General features: G+C 69.6%; 12 protein-coding genes. All 12 read right to left on the bottom strand.

The window, feature by feature from the left end; all coding sequences use genetic code 11:
• Positions 1–61: 61 nt before the first annotated feature.
• The 12 genes from A5784_RS16395 to A5784_RS16340 all read right to left on the bottom strand — a co-directional run bounded on the left by A5784_RS16395 (position 62) and on the right by A5784_RS16340 (position 14,593).
• Positions 62–703 carry a cell division protein SepF gene (locus tag A5784_RS16395; RefSeq protein ID WP_064945965.1) on the bottom strand — a complete coding sequence of 214 codons (642 nt, stop codon included), beginning with the start codon at positions 701–703 and terminating at the stop codon, positions 62–64.
• A complete protein-coding gene (locus tag A5784_RS16390; protein WP_064945988.1) occupies positions 700–1,533 on the bottom strand; it encodes a YggS family pyridoxal phosphate-dependent enzyme in 834 nt (277 codons plus the stop codon). The genes A5784_RS16395 and A5784_RS16390 overlap by 4 nt, the downstream gene beginning before the upstream one ends.
• Complete coding sequence (gene pgeF, locus A5784_RS16385; protein ID WP_156750606.1) at positions 1,530–2,249, bottom strand: peptidoglycan editing factor PgeF; 720 nt, start codon at positions 2,247–2,249, stop codon at positions 1,530–1,532. The genes A5784_RS16390 and pgeF overlap by 4 nt, the downstream gene beginning before the upstream one ends.
• Positions 2,250–2,286: 37 nt before the next feature.
• Entirely contained in the window at positions 2,287–3,441 is a 1,155-nt protein-coding gene (gene ftsZ / locus A5784_RS16380) for a cell division protein FtsZ (protein WP_064945963.1), read from the bottom strand.
• 171 nt (positions 3,442–3,612) lie between these two features.
• Entirely contained in the window at positions 3,613–4,563 is a 951-nt protein-coding gene (locus A5784_RS16375; RefSeq protein WP_082944888.1) for a cell division protein FtsQ/DivIB, read from the bottom strand.
• Positions 4,564–4,580: 17 nt separating this feature from the next.
• The gene (murC, locus tag A5784_RS16370; RefSeq protein WP_502687518.1) at positions 4,581–6,026 is read right to left on the bottom strand and encodes a UDP-N-acetylmuramate--L-alanine ligase; all 1,446 of its coding nucleotides are present in this window, start codon (positions 6,024–6,026) and stop codon (positions 4,581–4,583) included.
• 38 nt (positions 6,027–6,064) lie between these two features.
• Positions 6,065–7,210, bottom strand: a complete 1,146-nt coding sequence (gene murG / locus A5784_RS16365) for an undecaprenyldiphospho-muramoylpentapeptide beta-N-acetylglucosaminyltransferase (RefSeq protein ID WP_064945961.1) — start codon at positions 7,208–7,210, stop codon at positions 6,065–6,067.
• A 17-nt stretch (positions 7,211–7,227) separates the two neighbouring features.
• Entirely contained in the window at positions 7,228–8,865 is a 1,638-nt protein-coding gene (gene ftsW, locus A5784_RS16360) for a putative lipid II flippase FtsW (protein ID WP_502687517.1), read from the bottom strand.
• A 14-nt stretch (positions 8,866–8,879) separates the two neighbouring features.
• Entirely contained in the window at positions 8,880–10,322 is a 1,443-nt protein-coding gene (gene murD, locus A5784_RS16355; RefSeq protein WP_064945986.1) for a UDP-N-acetylmuramoyl-L-alanine--D-glutamate ligase, read from the bottom strand.
• Between the two features lie 85 nt (positions 10,323–10,407).
• Positions 10,408–11,487 (bottom strand): phospho-N-acetylmuramoyl-pentapeptide-transferase, encoded by a 1,080-nt coding sequence (mraY, locus tag A5784_RS16350; RefSeq protein WP_064945959.1) that lies wholly within the window; start codon positions 11,485–11,487, stop codon positions 10,408–10,410.
• A complete protein-coding gene (locus A5784_RS16345; RefSeq protein ID WP_064945958.1) occupies positions 11,484–13,007 on the bottom strand; it encodes a UDP-N-acetylmuramoyl-tripeptide--D-alanyl-D-alanine ligase in 1,524 nt (507 codons plus the stop codon). Before A5784_RS16345 ends, mraY begins: the two co-directional genes overlap by 4 nt.
• Positions 13,004–14,593 carry a UDP-N-acetylmuramoyl-L-alanyl-D-glutamate--2,6-diaminopimelate ligase gene (locus A5784_RS16340; protein WP_064945957.1) on the bottom strand — a complete coding sequence of 530 codons (1,590 nt, stop codon included), beginning with the start codon at positions 14,591–14,593 and terminating at the stop codon, positions 13,004–13,006. Before A5784_RS16340 ends, A5784_RS16345 begins: the two co-directional genes overlap by 4 nt.
• Between the last annotated feature and the right edge of the window lie 29 nt (positions 14,594–14,622).

The following is a 14,622-nucleotide window of genomic DNA, read 5'->3' as shown; positions in this document are numbered from 1 at the left end:
GCCGGATAGGTCCTGCGCACGCGAGGAGCTGCGCACGCCAGGACGCCGGCGGCTCGGGGAACTACTGGTAGGCGTAGAAGCCGGCCTCGGCGATCCGGCGGCGCTGCTCGGCGCTGACGTCGACGTCGGCGGGCGACAGCAGGAAGACCTTGGTCGCCACCTTGTCGAACGACCCCCGCAGCGCGAAGGCAAGCCCGGCGGCGAAGTCGACGAGTCGCTTGGCGTCGGCGTTGTCCATCGACACCAGGTCCATGATCACCGGCGTGCCGTCGCGGAACCGCTCGCCGATGGTGCGGGCCTCGCTGTAGTCCTTGGGGCGCAGCGTGGTGATCTTCGACAGCGGGCTGCCCGCCTCGAACAGCTCGGCCATGCGCCGGGGGTCCATGGCCAGCGCGCCGCGGGTGGAGCCGGCCAGTGTGCCCAAACGCTGTGCGGGACGCTCGAACTCACGCGGGGTACGCATGCGCGATTCGAACCGGGGCTCCTCCGCGTAGCCACCGCCCGGATAGCCGCCGCGGTAGGCAGGACCTTCGTCGAACTCCCGGCCCTCGTAGCCGTAGCCCTCGTCCTCGAAGCGCTCTTCACGCGGGCGCCGGGCATAGCTACGGGCGGCGCCACGGTCGTCGTCCTCGTAGTACTCGTCGTCGTAGTCATCCATCGGCGCCATGCCGAAGTAGGCCTTGACCTTGTGCAGTGTGCTCATCTCGGCGACCCTTCTGCTGACCGTGGGAGTTGTGGTGTCTGTGATGAAGATGTGACTGGTGTGACTACTGGTGGTGACGTTAGCGGCCGCTGTCCCATAAGCGCGGTACCGACACGCACACACGTCGAACCGTGTCTCACGGCGACCTCCAGGTCGTTCGACATCCCCGCAGACAGACCCAGGCGCTGCGGATAGTCCCGCTGCACCCGCTCCAACTCCCCTGCCAGCCGCGCGAAGGCCTCATCGGGGTCGACACCCAGCGGCGGTATCCCCATCAACCCGACGAACTCCAGCCCTTGCGCGGCCTGGGCCGCCGCGCAGAGTTCATCGACCAGAGCGGGCCGGCCGACGTCGACGCCGCCACGTTCGGTGTCCCCGTCGAGGCTGATCTGCAGGTAGACCCGCAGCGGCTCGGTGCGCGCACCGCTGTCCAGCGCGGCGATCGCCCCGCGGTCGAGCGCGCCCACGAGCCGGACGCTGTCGACGGAGTGCGCGGCGTAGGCCCAAGCGGCAACGGCGCGAGCCTTGTTGCGCTGGATGCTGCCCACCATGTGCCAGCGAATCGGCTCGCCGGGCAATTCCTCGCGCACCGTAGCGACTTTCGCGGCCGCTTCCTGTTCGCGGGATTCACCGAATGCGTGACAACCTAATCGGTGCAAAATGAGAATATCGGTGGCCGGAAAGAATTTTGTAATGGGAAGTAATTCGATCTCATTGACATTTCGTCCGGCCGATTCGGCGGCCCGCGCAAGCCGGGCCCGCGCGGCGCCCAGCGCGGTGGTCAGTTCACCGACTCGATCGGCGTCGCGCGACTGCTGCTCGGTGCTCATCGGCGGCTCGACTCCATCCACACCAGCGACGCAAGGCGTCCCGTCGGAGCATCCCGGCGATGACTGAACAACATCGGGTCATCGACCGTACAGCGCGGATCCACGTCGACCGCGCGGACGCCCAAATCCTTTAACTGCCGGGCTATTCCGGCCCGCAAGTCCAATCCCGGGGTACCCCGCCCCGTCGTGGTGCGGCTGCCCGGCAGGGCCGCCTCCACCTCGGCGGCCATCTCGGCAGGCACCTCGTAGTTGCGGCCGCTGACCGCGGGGCCGAGCAGCACGGACACGTCCTGGACGTGCGCACCACCGGCCACCATCGCTTCCAGGGTGCGCACCACGACACCCAGCTGTGCGCCCACCCGACCGGCATGGGCCGCGCCGATGACGCCCGCGCGCGCGTCGGCCATTAATACCGGAACGCAATCTGCCGTCACGACCGCCAATGCCAAACCGGGGGTGGTGGTCACCAAAGCGTCGGCATTATCGACCGCGGCACCCGATTCAGGCGCGGCAGTGACCGTGACGACGCGGTCCCCGTGCACCTGGTTCATCCAGACCACGGCGTCGGCCCCGATGGCCTTGGCCAGCCTGCGGCGGTTGGCCGACACGGCGGCGGGATCATCGCCGACGTGGTCGCCGAGATTGAAGGAGTCGAAAGGCGGGGCCGAGACACCACCGGCACGGGTGGTGGTCACCCGACGTATGCGAACACTCACAATCCCAGTATCCGAAGTCCGCAGTCGCGGGCCCGACTCAGTGCCGCATGAACGGCGGGACGTCGACATCGTCGTCAGCGATACCGCCGTCCCCGCCGATGCTGACCGTGGCCCCGTTGGTGTGCGCGGGGACGCTCACGGCATCCGTCGGCTCGAACAGCGACGTGGTCATCTTCCCGGAGCGGGCCGTCGCGATCGGCTGAGTCGGGGCCTGGCTGGGGCTGGTCACCGGCTTGCGACTGGGACCGGCCATGTCGAACCCGGCCGCGATGACCGTGACCCGGACCTCGTCGCCGAGCGAGTCGTCGATCACCGTGCCGAAGATGATGTTGGCCTCGGGATGGGCCGAATCCTGCACCAGGGAGGCGGCCTCGTTGATCTCGAACAGCCCCAGGTCGCTGCCACCCGCGACGGACAGCAGCACGCCCTGCGCACCCTCCATCGAGGCTTCCAGCAACGGCGAATTGATGGCGATCTCGGCGGCCTTGAGCGCGCGGCCGTCACCGCGGGCCGAACCGATGCCCATCAGCGCCGTGCCTGCACCGCTCATCACACCCTTGACGTCGGCAAAGTCGACGTTGATCAGACCCGGGGTGGTGATCAGATCGGTGATGCCTTGAACGCCGTTGAGCAGCACCTCGTCGGCGCTGCGGAACGCGTCCATGAGCGATACCGCGGCATCGCCCATCTGCAGCAGCCGGTCGTTGGGGATCACGATCAGGGTGTCGCAGCTCTCGCGCAGTGCGGTGATGCCGGCTTCGGCCTGATTGCTGCGGCGCTTGCCCTCGAAGGAGAACGGCCGCGTCACCACGCCGACCGTCAACGCACCGAGCTTGCGCGCGATGGTCGCCACGACGGGCGCGCCGCCGGTGCCGGTGCCACCGCCCTCGCCCGCGGTGACGAACACCATGTCGGCGCCGCGCAGCAGTTCTTCGATGTCATCTTTGGCGTCCTCGGCGGCCTTGCGACCCACTTCGGGGTCCGCGCCTGCGCCGAGCCCACGGGTGGAATCGCGGCCGACATCGAGCTTGACGTCGGCATCGCTCATCAACAGCGCCTGGGCGTCGGTGTTGATCGCGATGAACTCAACGCCCTTGAGGCCCTGCTCGATCATCCGGTTGACGGCGTTGACGCCGCCGCCGCCGATGCCAACCACCTTGATCACTGCCAGGTAGTTATGCGGGGGGGTCATGGATCGTCTTCCTCCCTGGTTGGGGTGTTCGTGACGCCGAACCCCTCTCCTGCAAACCCTCAACCTCAACCATAGGCTTAGAGTTATGTCAAGTAGTTCCGCGCAAACAGAACGGTAGGGGGCCAACCCGCGCGAACGCGTCAGGCGCGCCGACGCGCCGCGCGGCAATTTCTACTTGACCGTCGGAAGATCGGGGCTCGAGACGTCGTAGGTGTGACCGGGCTGAGTCAACAAAGCGGCCAGCTTCAAGGCCTTTTCGTCGGTCCGGTCGTTGGTGCCCCACACCACGATCCGACCGTCGGTGAGCGTCAACGTGATCGACGCCACGGACGGCGCGGCGATGCGGCCGACCTGCCCGGCCACGTCGGGCGGCAGGGCCAGCATCACCTTGAGTGCGGCCAGGGTCGGCAGATCGCTGGGCCCCGGGTTGTCGGTGTCGAGGTACGGCAGCGACAGCGGAGCGGGCCCGGTCGCGAAATCGACCCCGTCCCGGTCGAACAGGTGGGGGCCGTCCGGATAATCCTTGACCACCACCGGAACCCGCTCGACCACGGTGATTCGCAGCGTCGACGGATACTCCCGCTGCACCCTGGCGGTGGCGACCCGCCGGATCGCAGCCACCCGCTCGGCGACGGCGTCGGTGTTGACCTGCAACAGCGGGGTCCCGGACGGGACTTTCGCGGCGGCAACCACCTCTTCGCGGCTCACCGTCGAGAGCCCGGCCACCACCACATTGCGGGCCGACATGATGGGCGTGAAGTACAGCAAGAGCCCGATCGCCACCGCGACCACGCTCGCCAGCGCCGACCACAACAACACCTTGAGGCCCCGAATCGCGCCCGAGGCAGGCACTTTCACCGATTCACCGGCGGACCCGACCACCCGGCGTTTGGCTTCCCTGCGGGCCTGCTCGATGGCTATCGCGCGATCGCGGGCCGCGCGGCGCTCCTCGCGCTCGCGCCGTGCGCGGCGGCGGGGACCCTCGTAGTCTTCCGCTGCCGCAGGCGGCAAGTCGGACCCAGCTGCCGCAGGCGGCAAGTCGGACCCAGGCGCCGCAGGCGTCGGCTCGCCGTCATCCGGTCCCGCCTGCGCGGGTCCCTGTTCCTCGACGGCACCGGCCATTTCCGGATCAGGTCCGGTCACGACGTTTCCTGTCCGCCAAGCCCGCGGGGGGATTCCGATCCTCCTCGCGTGCGGGGAGTGCTGCGGTTCAACCTGATCTGCAACTCGGTGAGAATCTCGCTGCCCAGCATGGTCACATCCCCGGCGCCCATGGTGATCACCACGTCACCGGGCCGGGCCGAGGCCGCGACCTCGGCGGCCACCGCCGAGAAATCCGGGATGTAGGTCACCGGCACGCTGACGCGTCCCGCGACCGTGGCGCCACTGACCCCGGCGATGGGCTGTTCCCGGGCGCCGTAGACGTCGAGGACGAACACCTGATCGGCCGCGTCAAGGGCGGCGCCGAAATCGCCCGCGAAAGTCGCTGTGCGCGAATACAAATGGGGCTGGAAGGCGACGATCAGCCGACCGCCTGTCGCCGTCACGACGGAGCGGGCCGCCGCCAGCGTGGCGCGTACCTCGGTGGGATGGTGCGCGTAGTCGTCGAAGACCCGAACGCCGTCGGTGCTGCCGACCAGCTCGAAGCGTCGGCGCACACCCTCGAACCCGGCCAGCCCGTCGAGGACCGCTTCGGCGGGTGCGCCGACGGCCACCGCGGCCAGCACCGCTGCCAGTGCGTTGAGCGCCATGTGCCTGCCGGGCACCGCGAGCCGGATCGCCCGCGGATGCGGCTCGCCGGCCAGCTGGATGTGGGCCACCGCGCCGGTCCCCTGCTGATCCCAGCTGAGCAGCGTGCCGGCCAGGTCGTCACCGGCGCTGCCGTACCGCAACACTTTGATACCGAGTGCGTCCGTGCGGTCGGCGAGCGCGGCCGCGCCCGGATCGTCGGTGCACACCACCAGGGACCCGCCCGGCGCGATCCGCTCGACGAACGAGTCGAACACCGCGACGTAGGCCTCCTCGGTGCCGAAGAAGTCCAGGTGATCGGCCTCGATATTGGTCACCACGGCCACATCCGGGGTGTATTCGAGCAGTGAGCCGTCGCTCTCGTCAGCCTCGGCGACAAAGCAGCGACCACTGCCGTGATGCGCATTGGTGCCGGCCTCACCCAGCTCCCCACCCACGGCGAACGACGGGTCGAAACCGCTGTGCTGCAACGCCACGATGAGCATCGACGTGGTCGTGGTCTTGCCGTGGGTACCGGTGACCATCAGCGTGGTGTACCCGGCCATGAGCTTGGCCAGCACCACCGGCCGCAGGATCACCGGGATGCCGCGGCGGCGGGCCTCCACCAGCTCGGGATTGGTCTTGGGGATCGCCGCGTGGGTCGTGACCACCGCGGTGGCGCCACCCGGCAGCAGATCCAGCGACGACGCGTCGTGGCCGATCCGGATCTGCGCGCCGCGAGCCCGCAGCGCCACCACGCCGCGCGATTCCTTGGCGTCCGACCCCGACACCATGGCACCGCGATCCAGCAGGATCCTGGCCACACCGGACATGCCGGCTCCGCCGATGCCGACCATGTGCACCCGCTGCAGCTCGGCGGGCAGCGAATTGCCGTTCACTGCAGCTTCTTTCGTCCGTCGCGGGCCACATCGAGGGCGACCTGGGCCACCTTGCGCGCGGCATCGCGATGTCCCGACAGCGAGGCGGCCGCCGTCATCTCGGCCAGCCGGGCGTCGTCGGTCAACAGGCCGACGACGGTGTCGGCGACGAACTGCGGGCTCAGTTCGGCATCGTCGATGAGCATGCCGCCACCGGCGGCCACCACCGGTTGCGCATTGAGGCGCTGTTCACCGTTGCCGATCGGCAGTGGGACGTACACCGCGGGCAGACCGACGGCCGTCACCTCGGCCACCGTCATCGCGCCCGAGCGGCAGATGGCCAGGTCGGCCGCCGCGTACGCCAGGTCCATGCGGTCGAGATAGGGCACCGCCCGATACGGCGGCCGTTGCCCGCCAGGCGATTCCGGGAGATCGAGGGTGTTCTTGGGACCGTGCGCGTGCAGTACCGAGATGCCTGCCGCACCCAGTTGACCGGCCGCGCCCGCCACTGCCCGGTTGATCGACTGGGCCCCTTGGGAACCGCCGAACACCAGCAGCACCCTGGCGTCCTCGGCGAAGCCGAAATGGGCGCGTGCGGTCTGGCGCAGCGCCGCCCGGTCCAGTGACGTGATTGCCTCGCGGACGGGCATCCCGACCACCTCGACGCGGCGCAAGCCGGGATCGGGCACAGCCGAGAGCACCCGGCGCGCCGAAAGGGCACCCACCCGGTTGGCCAGCCCGGCGCTCGCATTGGCCTCGTGGATCACCACCGGCACCCGCCTGCGCCCGGTCAGCTTGCTGCCGCGGGCCGCCAGGTAGGCGGGCAGCGCGACATAGCCGCCGAAGCCCACCACCACGTCGGCGTCGACGTCGGCCAGCACGGCGCGGGTCTGACGGATCGCCGTGCGGACCCGCATCGGCAGCCGGGCCAGATCGCCCGACGGTTTACGGGGCAGCGGCACGGGGGTGATCAGCTCCAGGTCATAGCCCCGCTCCGGCACCAACCGGGTTTCCAGACCGCGTGCGGTCCCCAGCGCGGTGATCCGGACGTTCGGGTCGATGGCGCGAAGCGCGTCGGCCACCGCCATCGCCGGCTCGACGTGGCCGGCAGTGCCGCCACCGGCCAGGACGACGGAAATCGCCTGCTCGCTAGGTTCCGACATCCCCCGAGAAGCCTCGCTCACCCGTAACGCTGACCTTCCAGTGCTCGGGCCCGACGGCCCTGGTTCCGCTGGCCCGAACCATAGCGGACCGATGAGGATGCCGCCCCAACCGGCTGGTCGGCGCGGGTGCGATCAGACCGGCGCGCCGATCGATCGCCCGGCTGCGGCTTGCGCCGGTTGGCCACCGCCTTGCGGTCGGGGCGCCGGTCCACTCTCCGGTCCGTTTTGCGCTCAGGCCTGCGCTCCGGTTTGCGGTCGGCCTTTTGCGCCGGCTTGGCCTTGGCCTTGGTCTTGGCCTTGGCGGGCAACGCGGTGGCCTTGCGGGTGCGCAACCGGTCGCGGGCCGATTCCAGCCGGGTCGGGACATATGGCTCGGGCATCGGCAGCCGCAGCAGCCGGTTCACCCGGTCGTCGCGGCCTGCGCGCAGCGCGGCGACCGCCTCTGGTTCGTGCCGGGCCGCGTTGGTGATCAGGCCCATCATCAAAAGCGTTGTGGCCTGGGCTGATCCACCCGCCGATATCAGTGGCAGCTGCAGGCCGGTGATCGGCAGCAGGCCCACCACGTACCCGACGTTGATGAACATCTGGCCGACCAGCCACAGCGTGGTGGTCGCGGTGAGCAACCGCAGGAACGGATCGGCCGAGCGCCGCGCGATCCGCATACCGGTGTAGGCGAACAGCCCGAACAGGGCGAGCAGGCCGACCGCACCGACCAGGCCGAGCTCCTCCCCGATGATCGCGAAGATGAAGTCGTTGTGGGCGTTGGGCAGATAGTTCCACTTGGCGGTGCCCTGCCCGAGCCCGTCACCGAACACGCCGCCATTGGCCAACGCGAACCGCGCTTGGCGCGACTGATAACCCGAACCCTGGCCGTCCGCCGTGGGGTTCAGCCAGGACTGCACGCGATCCGACCGGTAACCGGCGGACACTGCGAGGACCGCGGCAGCCGCGACCGCCGCCATCAGAGACGTCACGAACACCCGCAGCGGAAGGCCCGCGTACCAGAGCAGACCGAGCAGGATGATGCCCATCGACACCGTCTGGCCGAGGTCCGGCTGGGCCACGATGAGCGCGAGCGCGACCACCGCGCCCGGCACCAGCGGGATCAGCATCTCGCGCAGCGATGCGTGTTCGAGCCGGCGCGCGGCCAGCAGGTGCGCACCCCAGATCGCGAACGCGATCTTGGCCAGCTCGGAGGGCTGCATCGAGAAGCCCGCGACCACGAACCAGCCGCGGGACCCGTTGGAGTACGTGCCGATCCCGGGGATCAACACCAGCACCAACGCCACGATCGTCAGGGCGAACACCGGGAACGCGAAGCGGCGCATCGTCTTGATCGGCACCCGCAAGACGACATAGAACGCGATGAAACCGACGATGGTCCACATCACCTGGCGGCCGAACACCGCCCACGGCGAGCCGTCCATGTCGTAGGAGTAGACGCCCGACGCCGAGAGCACCATGATCAGGCCGAGTGTCGTCAGCAACGCCGTGATCGCGATGATGAGGTGGAACGACGTCATCGGCCGGCCCAGCCAGGCCCCGAACCGCGTGCGCGGTTCTTTCACCGTCGCTGCCGATTCGGAGCTCCCCGCAGCCGGGTCGGCGGCGGGCGCGATGTCACTCTCCTTGCCCCGGCGCAACCGGTTGAGGATGTTGCCCACAGCAGTTACCCCGTGACAGCACGCACGGCTGCAGCGAACATGTCGCCACGCTGGCCGTAGCCGCTGAACTGATCGAAGGATGCTCCGGCCGGGGCCAGCAACACCGTGTCGCCGGGGCCCGCCAGCCGGCGGGCAGCGTCGACGGCGGCCGCCATGACAGCTTCGGAGACCGGCCGCTCCGCCACATCGATCACACGAGTCACATGATTACCAATAGACCCACTAGTCTCAAGCACCCCAGAATCCTCCCCCGTCACAAGCTCGACGACGGGGACATCGGGTGCGTGTCGCGATAACGCCTCGGCAACCGTTCGGCGGTCGCGCCCGAGCACAATCGCGCCTGCGAGCCGGCTCGCGACGTGTCGTACCAGCTCATCGACCGAAGCGCCCTTCAACAGACCGCCTGCGATCCACACCACCCTCGGGTAGGCAGTGATCGACGCCTGCGCGGCGTGCGGGTTGGTGGCCTTCGAATCGTCGACATAGCGCACCCCGTCGACGGTCCCGACCACCTCGGCCCGATGCCGGCCGACCCGGAAGGACGCGAGTGCTGCCGCGATGGCCTCGGGCGGTACGTCGACGGCGCGCGCCAGCGCCGCCGCCGCGAGCGCGTCGAGCACACCGACCGGACCTGCGACCCCTATGGTCGCCGCGTCAGCCAACTCGACGTCGTCGCCGAAGGCCCGGTCGACGAGCTTGCCGGCCCGTACGCCGAGCTCCCCCGGCGCAGGCTCGGCGAGCCGAAAACCCACCCGAACAGGGGCGGCGGCGGAACCGATCAGCCCGGCGGCAACCGGGTCGTCGAGCCCCACGACCGCCACCCGACCGTCGAGCACGCGGGACTTGTCCCGCGCATAGGCATCCATCGAACCGTGCCAGTCGAGATGATCCTCGGCCACGTTGAGCACCACACCGGCCTCGGGCCGCAGAGAAGGCGCCCAGTGCAGCTGGAAGCTCGACAACTCGACGGCCAGCACCTCGGCGGGCTGATCGAGTACCGCCAGCACCGGGTCACCGATGTTGCCGCACAACACGCTGCGTCGCCCCGCGGCCACGAGCATCTCGTGCAGCATCGACGTTGTCGTGGTCTTGCCGTTGGTCCCCGTCACCACCAGCCAGCGTCGCGGCGGGCCGAAGCATCCCGCGGCATCCAGCCGCCAGGCCAGCTCGACGTCACCCCAGATGGGCACGCCCGCGGCCGCCGCGGCCGCCAGCACCGGCGCACTCGGTGGGAAGCCCGGGCTGGTCACCACCAGCGCGTAGTCAGCGATCGCGGCGACGGCCCCGGCCGGATCCACCACCGCGACACCCTCGTCCGCGTACGTCCGCAACGCCTCGACGTTGTCATCGCACAGCGTGGCGGCGACGCCGAGCGGTGCCAGCACGGCCAGCACGGCCCGGCCGGTGATACCGGCGCCGGTGACCAGCACCGGCGCCCCCGCGGTCAACGGCGCGGGAAGTTCTCTGTCCTCCTCGCGTGCGGGGCGTCTTGTGTCCTCCTCGCGTCCGGGCCAGGCCGGCACGTCAGGCACGTCAGGCCCCGACAGCGGTCAGCCATTCGCTGTAGAACAGCGCAACGCCGAGTCCACAGGCGATCGCCGTCAGCAGCCAGAACCGGATGATCACCGTCGTCTCAGCCCATCCGACCAGCTCGAAGTGATGATGGAACGGCGCCATCCGGAACACCCTGCGGCCCGTCGTGCGGAACGCGAGAATCTGCACCACGACCGAGGTGACCTCCGCGACGAACAGCGCGCCGAGGACCACTGCGAGGATCTCGGTGCGGCTCATTACCGACAGGCCGGCGATGATGCCACCCAGGGCCAGCGAACCGGTGTCACCCATGAAGATCTTGGCCGGCGCGGCGTTCCACCACAGAAAACCGATGCAGGCCCCCGCCGACGCCGCCGCGATCAGCGCCAGGTCCAGTGGGTCACGCACGTTGTAGCAGCCCAGTCCGGGCGCGGTGGCACACGCATTGCGGAACTGCCAGAACGTGATCAGCACATAGGCCGCACAGACCATCGCCATCGCACCGGCGGCCAGGCCGTCCAGACCGTCGGTGAAGTTCACCGCATTCGACCACGCACTGACGATCACCACGCAGAACAGCACGAACACCCACGAAGCCAGCGTGACCGTCGCGATCTCGCGCACATAGGACAGTTCGGGGCTGGCCGGCGTCAGCCCGTCGGTGTTGCGGAACTGCAGGGCCAGCACGCCGAACAACACCGCGGCCAGCAGTTGACCGACCGTCTTGGCGGTCTTGTTCAGCCCGAGGTTGCGCGACCGCCGCAGCTTGATCAGATCGTCGAGGAAACCGACACCGCCGAGCATGGTGGCCAGGCCGAGCACGAGTAGGCCCGATGCCGACGGACCATCGCCGCCCATGGCCATGCCCACCAGGTGCGTGCCCAGATACCCCGCCCAGATGCCTGCGACGATGGCCACCCCGCCCATCGAGGGAGTGCCACGCTTCTTGGCGTGGCTGGCCGGGCCGTCTTCCCTGATCTCGTGGCCCAGCCCGCGCTTGGTGAACAACCGGATCAACGCAGGCGTCAGCAGAATCGAGACCGTCAACGCGATGCCGACGGCGATGAGGATCAGCTTCATCGGCTGCCCCCGGCGTCACCAGTGTCAACAGCGATGGCCTCGGCCAGCGCACCGAGCCCCGCCGAATTGGACGCCTTCACCAGCACCACGTCACCCGGCTGCAACTCGGCGCGCAAAAGCTCCAGTGCGGCATCCGCGTCGGCGACGATCGTCGACTCCGAACCCCACGAACCCTCCATAACCGCCCCGTGGTGCATGGCGCCCAACGACCTCCCGGTTCCGACGACGACGAGTCGAGAAACATCTAAGCGCACAGCCAGCCGGCCGATGCGATCGTGCTCGGATATCGCGTCCTCGCCCAACTCGGCCATCTCACCGAGCACCGCCCAACTGCGCCGCCGCCCGGTGCCGCCTTCCCCGGGTTTGTCACTGGCCATCCAGGCCAGTGCCTTCAGCCCGGCCCGCATCGAATCCGGGTTGGCGTTGTATGCGTCGTTGATCACCGTCACGCCGTCTGCCCGGGTGCTCACCTGCATGCGGTGCCGCGACACCGGCCCGGCGCCCGCCAGCGCCTCGGCGACCTGCTCCAGCGTCGCCCCGCACTCGAGGGCCACCGCCGCCGCGCTCAGCGCATTGGAGACCTGATGGTCACCGTGCACGGCCAAGGCGACATCCACCTGTCCGCCGGCGGTATGCAGCGTGAACCGCGGACGGGCCAACTCGTCGAGGGCGACGGGGCCTGCCCACACGTCCACCGTCGTGCCCGGCTCGCGCGACACCCGCACCACCCGCGCGTCAGTCAGCGCGGCCATCGCCGCCACCGCGGTGTCGTCGGCATTGAGCACCACCACGCCGGAACTCGGAACCGATTGCGGCAGTTCACCTTTCGTCTGCGCGATGACCTCTCGTGAGCCGAACTCACCCAGATGCGCGGTGCCGACATTGAGCACCACGGCGATCGACGGCCGAGCGATCGCGGCCAGCGCCGCGATGTTGCCGGGGTGCCGCGCCGACATCTCCAGGATCAGGTAATCGGTGTCCCTCGTGGCGCGCAACACCGTCCACGGATGGCCGAGCTCGTTGTTGAACGACCCCGGCGGAGCGACCACCTCCCCCAACGGGGACAGCACCGCCGCCAGCAGATCCTTGGTGGAGGTCTTACCCGACGACCCGGTGACCCCGATGATCTGCAGCCCGCCCTCGACCAACTCGGCGGCCACCGCGGCAGCCAGCCGAGCCAACGCCGCCAGCACCGCCGCCCCCGAACCGTCGGTGTCGTGTTCGAGCGCACCCGAGGCCGCGTCGGCCGTGCCGGGTTCAGGCCGCACGACGATGGCGGGTACGCCCACCGGCCGCGCGGCGAGCACTGCGACGGCACCTGACGCCACCGCGGTCGCCGCGAAGTCGTGGCCATCCGACCGCGCGCCCGGCAGCGCCAGAAACAACCCACCTGGTCCGACCGCACGCGAATCGAACTCCACGGTGCCGGTGACCCGCGTCTGTTCCGCCTGCTCGGCGGTGATGTCGGCCAGCTCCCCGCCCACGATCTCGGCGATCCTGGCGACAGTCATCTCGATCATGCGCCCGACTCCCCTGGCTCCCCGACCCGCTGTGCCCCTGTCTTCAACTTCTCCAGTGCCGCCGCCAGCTCGTCACGATCGTCGAACGGGCGGGTCTGGCCACCGCTGGTCTGCCCGGACTCATGGCCCTTGCCCGCGATCAACACGATGTCGCCGGGCCGCGCCCAAGCCACGGCGTGCTCGATGGCCGCCCGCCGGTCGCCCACCTCGACCACCTGGGCGTCTCCGGCGACCGCGCCGGCCATGATGGCGGCCCGAATCGTCGCGGGATCCTCGTCGCGCGGGTTGTCATCGGTAACGACCACCAGATCGGCCAACTCGGCCGCCACCCGACCCATCGGCTCACGCTTGCCTGCGTCCCGGTTGCCGCCCGCCCCGAACACCACGGCCAGCCGAGCCGTCGCTGCGCTCGCCCGAGCCATTTCCCCCGTCGCTGCGCTCGCCCGAAGCGTCTGCAGCACCGCCTCAAGCGCACCCGGCTTGTGGGCGTAATCCACGAGCGCCAGGAACGGTTGCCCTCGGTCGATGGCCTGCAGCCGGCCCGGGACAGCCGCGTTGCGCAGCCCGGGAGCCGCCTGCTCAGGCGAAACCCCGACCGCGTCGAGCAGGGCCAGGGCCAACGCGGCGTTGGCCACGTTGTAGCCGCCGGGCAGTCCGATGCCGAGTTCGTGGTGCACACCGGCGGGGTCGGCCACGGTGAATTCCTGAGCGCCGGCGCCCGTCGCCGCGACCGCTTGCACGGCCCAATCGGCGGGACGACCGGTCGCACTGACCGTCACCGGGTTCTCGGCCCGCTCGGCCATGGCCTGTCCGGCCTCGTCGTCGACGCAGATCACGGCCGCGGCCGCGTGATTCGGCGAGGTGGGATCGAACAACCGGGCCTTGGCCTCGAAGTAGTCCTGCATCGTCGGATGGAAATCCAGATGATCGCGTGAGAGGTTGGTGAACCCGCCGACGGCGAACCGCAGCCCGTCCACCCGCCCGAGCACCAACGCGTGGCTGGACACCTCCATCACCACGGTGTCCACTCCCTGCTCGACCATGACGGCCAGCAGCGCCTGCAGATCGGGTGCCTCCGGCGTGGTCAACGCGCTGGGCAGGTCGTTGCCGTCGATGCGGACTCCGACTGTGCCGATCAGGCCCGCCACCCGGCCCGCAGCCCGCAGACCCGCCTCCACGAGGTATGTAGTTGTCGTCTTGCCCGAGGTCCCGGTGACACCGATGACCCGCAACCGGTCGGCCGGATTGCCGTACACAACGGCCGCCAGGTCGCCGAGCACAGACCTCGGGTCCGGATGGATCAGTACCGGCACGCCGGGCGGGTCGGCGAGTTCGGCGACCCCACTCGCGTCGGTCAGCACCGCCACCGCGCCGCGCGCCACCGCGTCGGCCGCGTAACGCGCGCCGTGGGCGGCCGAACCCGGCAACGCCGCGAACAGGTCGCCGGGCCGGGCATCCTGGCCGCGCAGCGTCACTCCGGTCACCCGGAGCTCGGGTAATCCGGACGCACCTGAGGGAACAGCCTGGATCTGTGCGGCGAGCGACGCGAGAAGTTCGCCGGCGGAATGACTGGGACGCGGCTTCATGGCCCTGCCACAGTACCTACCGCCGATCC

This window comes from Mycobacterium sp. 852013-50091_SCH5140682 (assembly GCF_001665685.1).
Lineage (GTDB): Bacteria > Actinomycetota > Actinomycetes > Mycobacteriales > Mycobacteriaceae > Mycobacterium.
This window is presented reverse-complemented; position numbering and strand designations above follow the sequence as displayed.

Bases quoted from the DNA above. Each gene is read 5' to 3' on its own strand.
- A5784_RS16395 (WP_064945965.1), bottom strand. From the start codon at position 703: ATGAGCACACTGCACAAGGTCAAGGCCTACTTCGGCATGGCGCCGATG.
- A5784_RS16390 (WP_064945988.1), bottom strand. From the start codon at position 1,533: ATGAGCACCGAGCAGCAGTCGCGCGACGCCGATCGAGTCGGTGAACTG.
- ftsZ (WP_064945963.1), bottom strand. From the start codon at position 3,441: ATGACCCCCCCGCATAACTACCTGGCAGTGATCAAGGTGGTTGGCATC.
- A5784_RS16375 (WP_082944888.1), bottom strand. From the start codon at position 4,563: ATGGCCGGTGCCGTCGAGGAACAGGGACCCGCGCAGGCGGGACCGGAT.
- murC (WP_502687518.1), bottom strand. From the start codon at position 6,026: ATGGTCGGCATCGGCGGAGCCGGCATGTCCGGTGTGGCCAGGATCCTG.
- murG (WP_064945961.1), bottom strand. From the start codon at position 7,210: ATGTCGGAACCTAGCGAGCAGGCGATTTCCGTCGTCCTGGCCGGTGGC.
- mraY (WP_064945959.1), bottom strand. From the start codon at position 11,487: ATGAAGCTGATCCTCATCGCCGTCGGCATCGCGTTGACGGTCTCGATT.
- A5784_RS16345 (WP_064945958.1), bottom strand. From the start codon at position 13,007: ATGATCGAGATGACTGTCGCCAGGATCGCCGAGATCGTGGGCGGGGAG.
- A5784_RS16340 (WP_064945957.1), bottom strand. From the start codon at position 14,593: ATGAAGCCGCGTCCCAGTCATTCCGCCGGCGAACTTCTCGCGTCGCTC.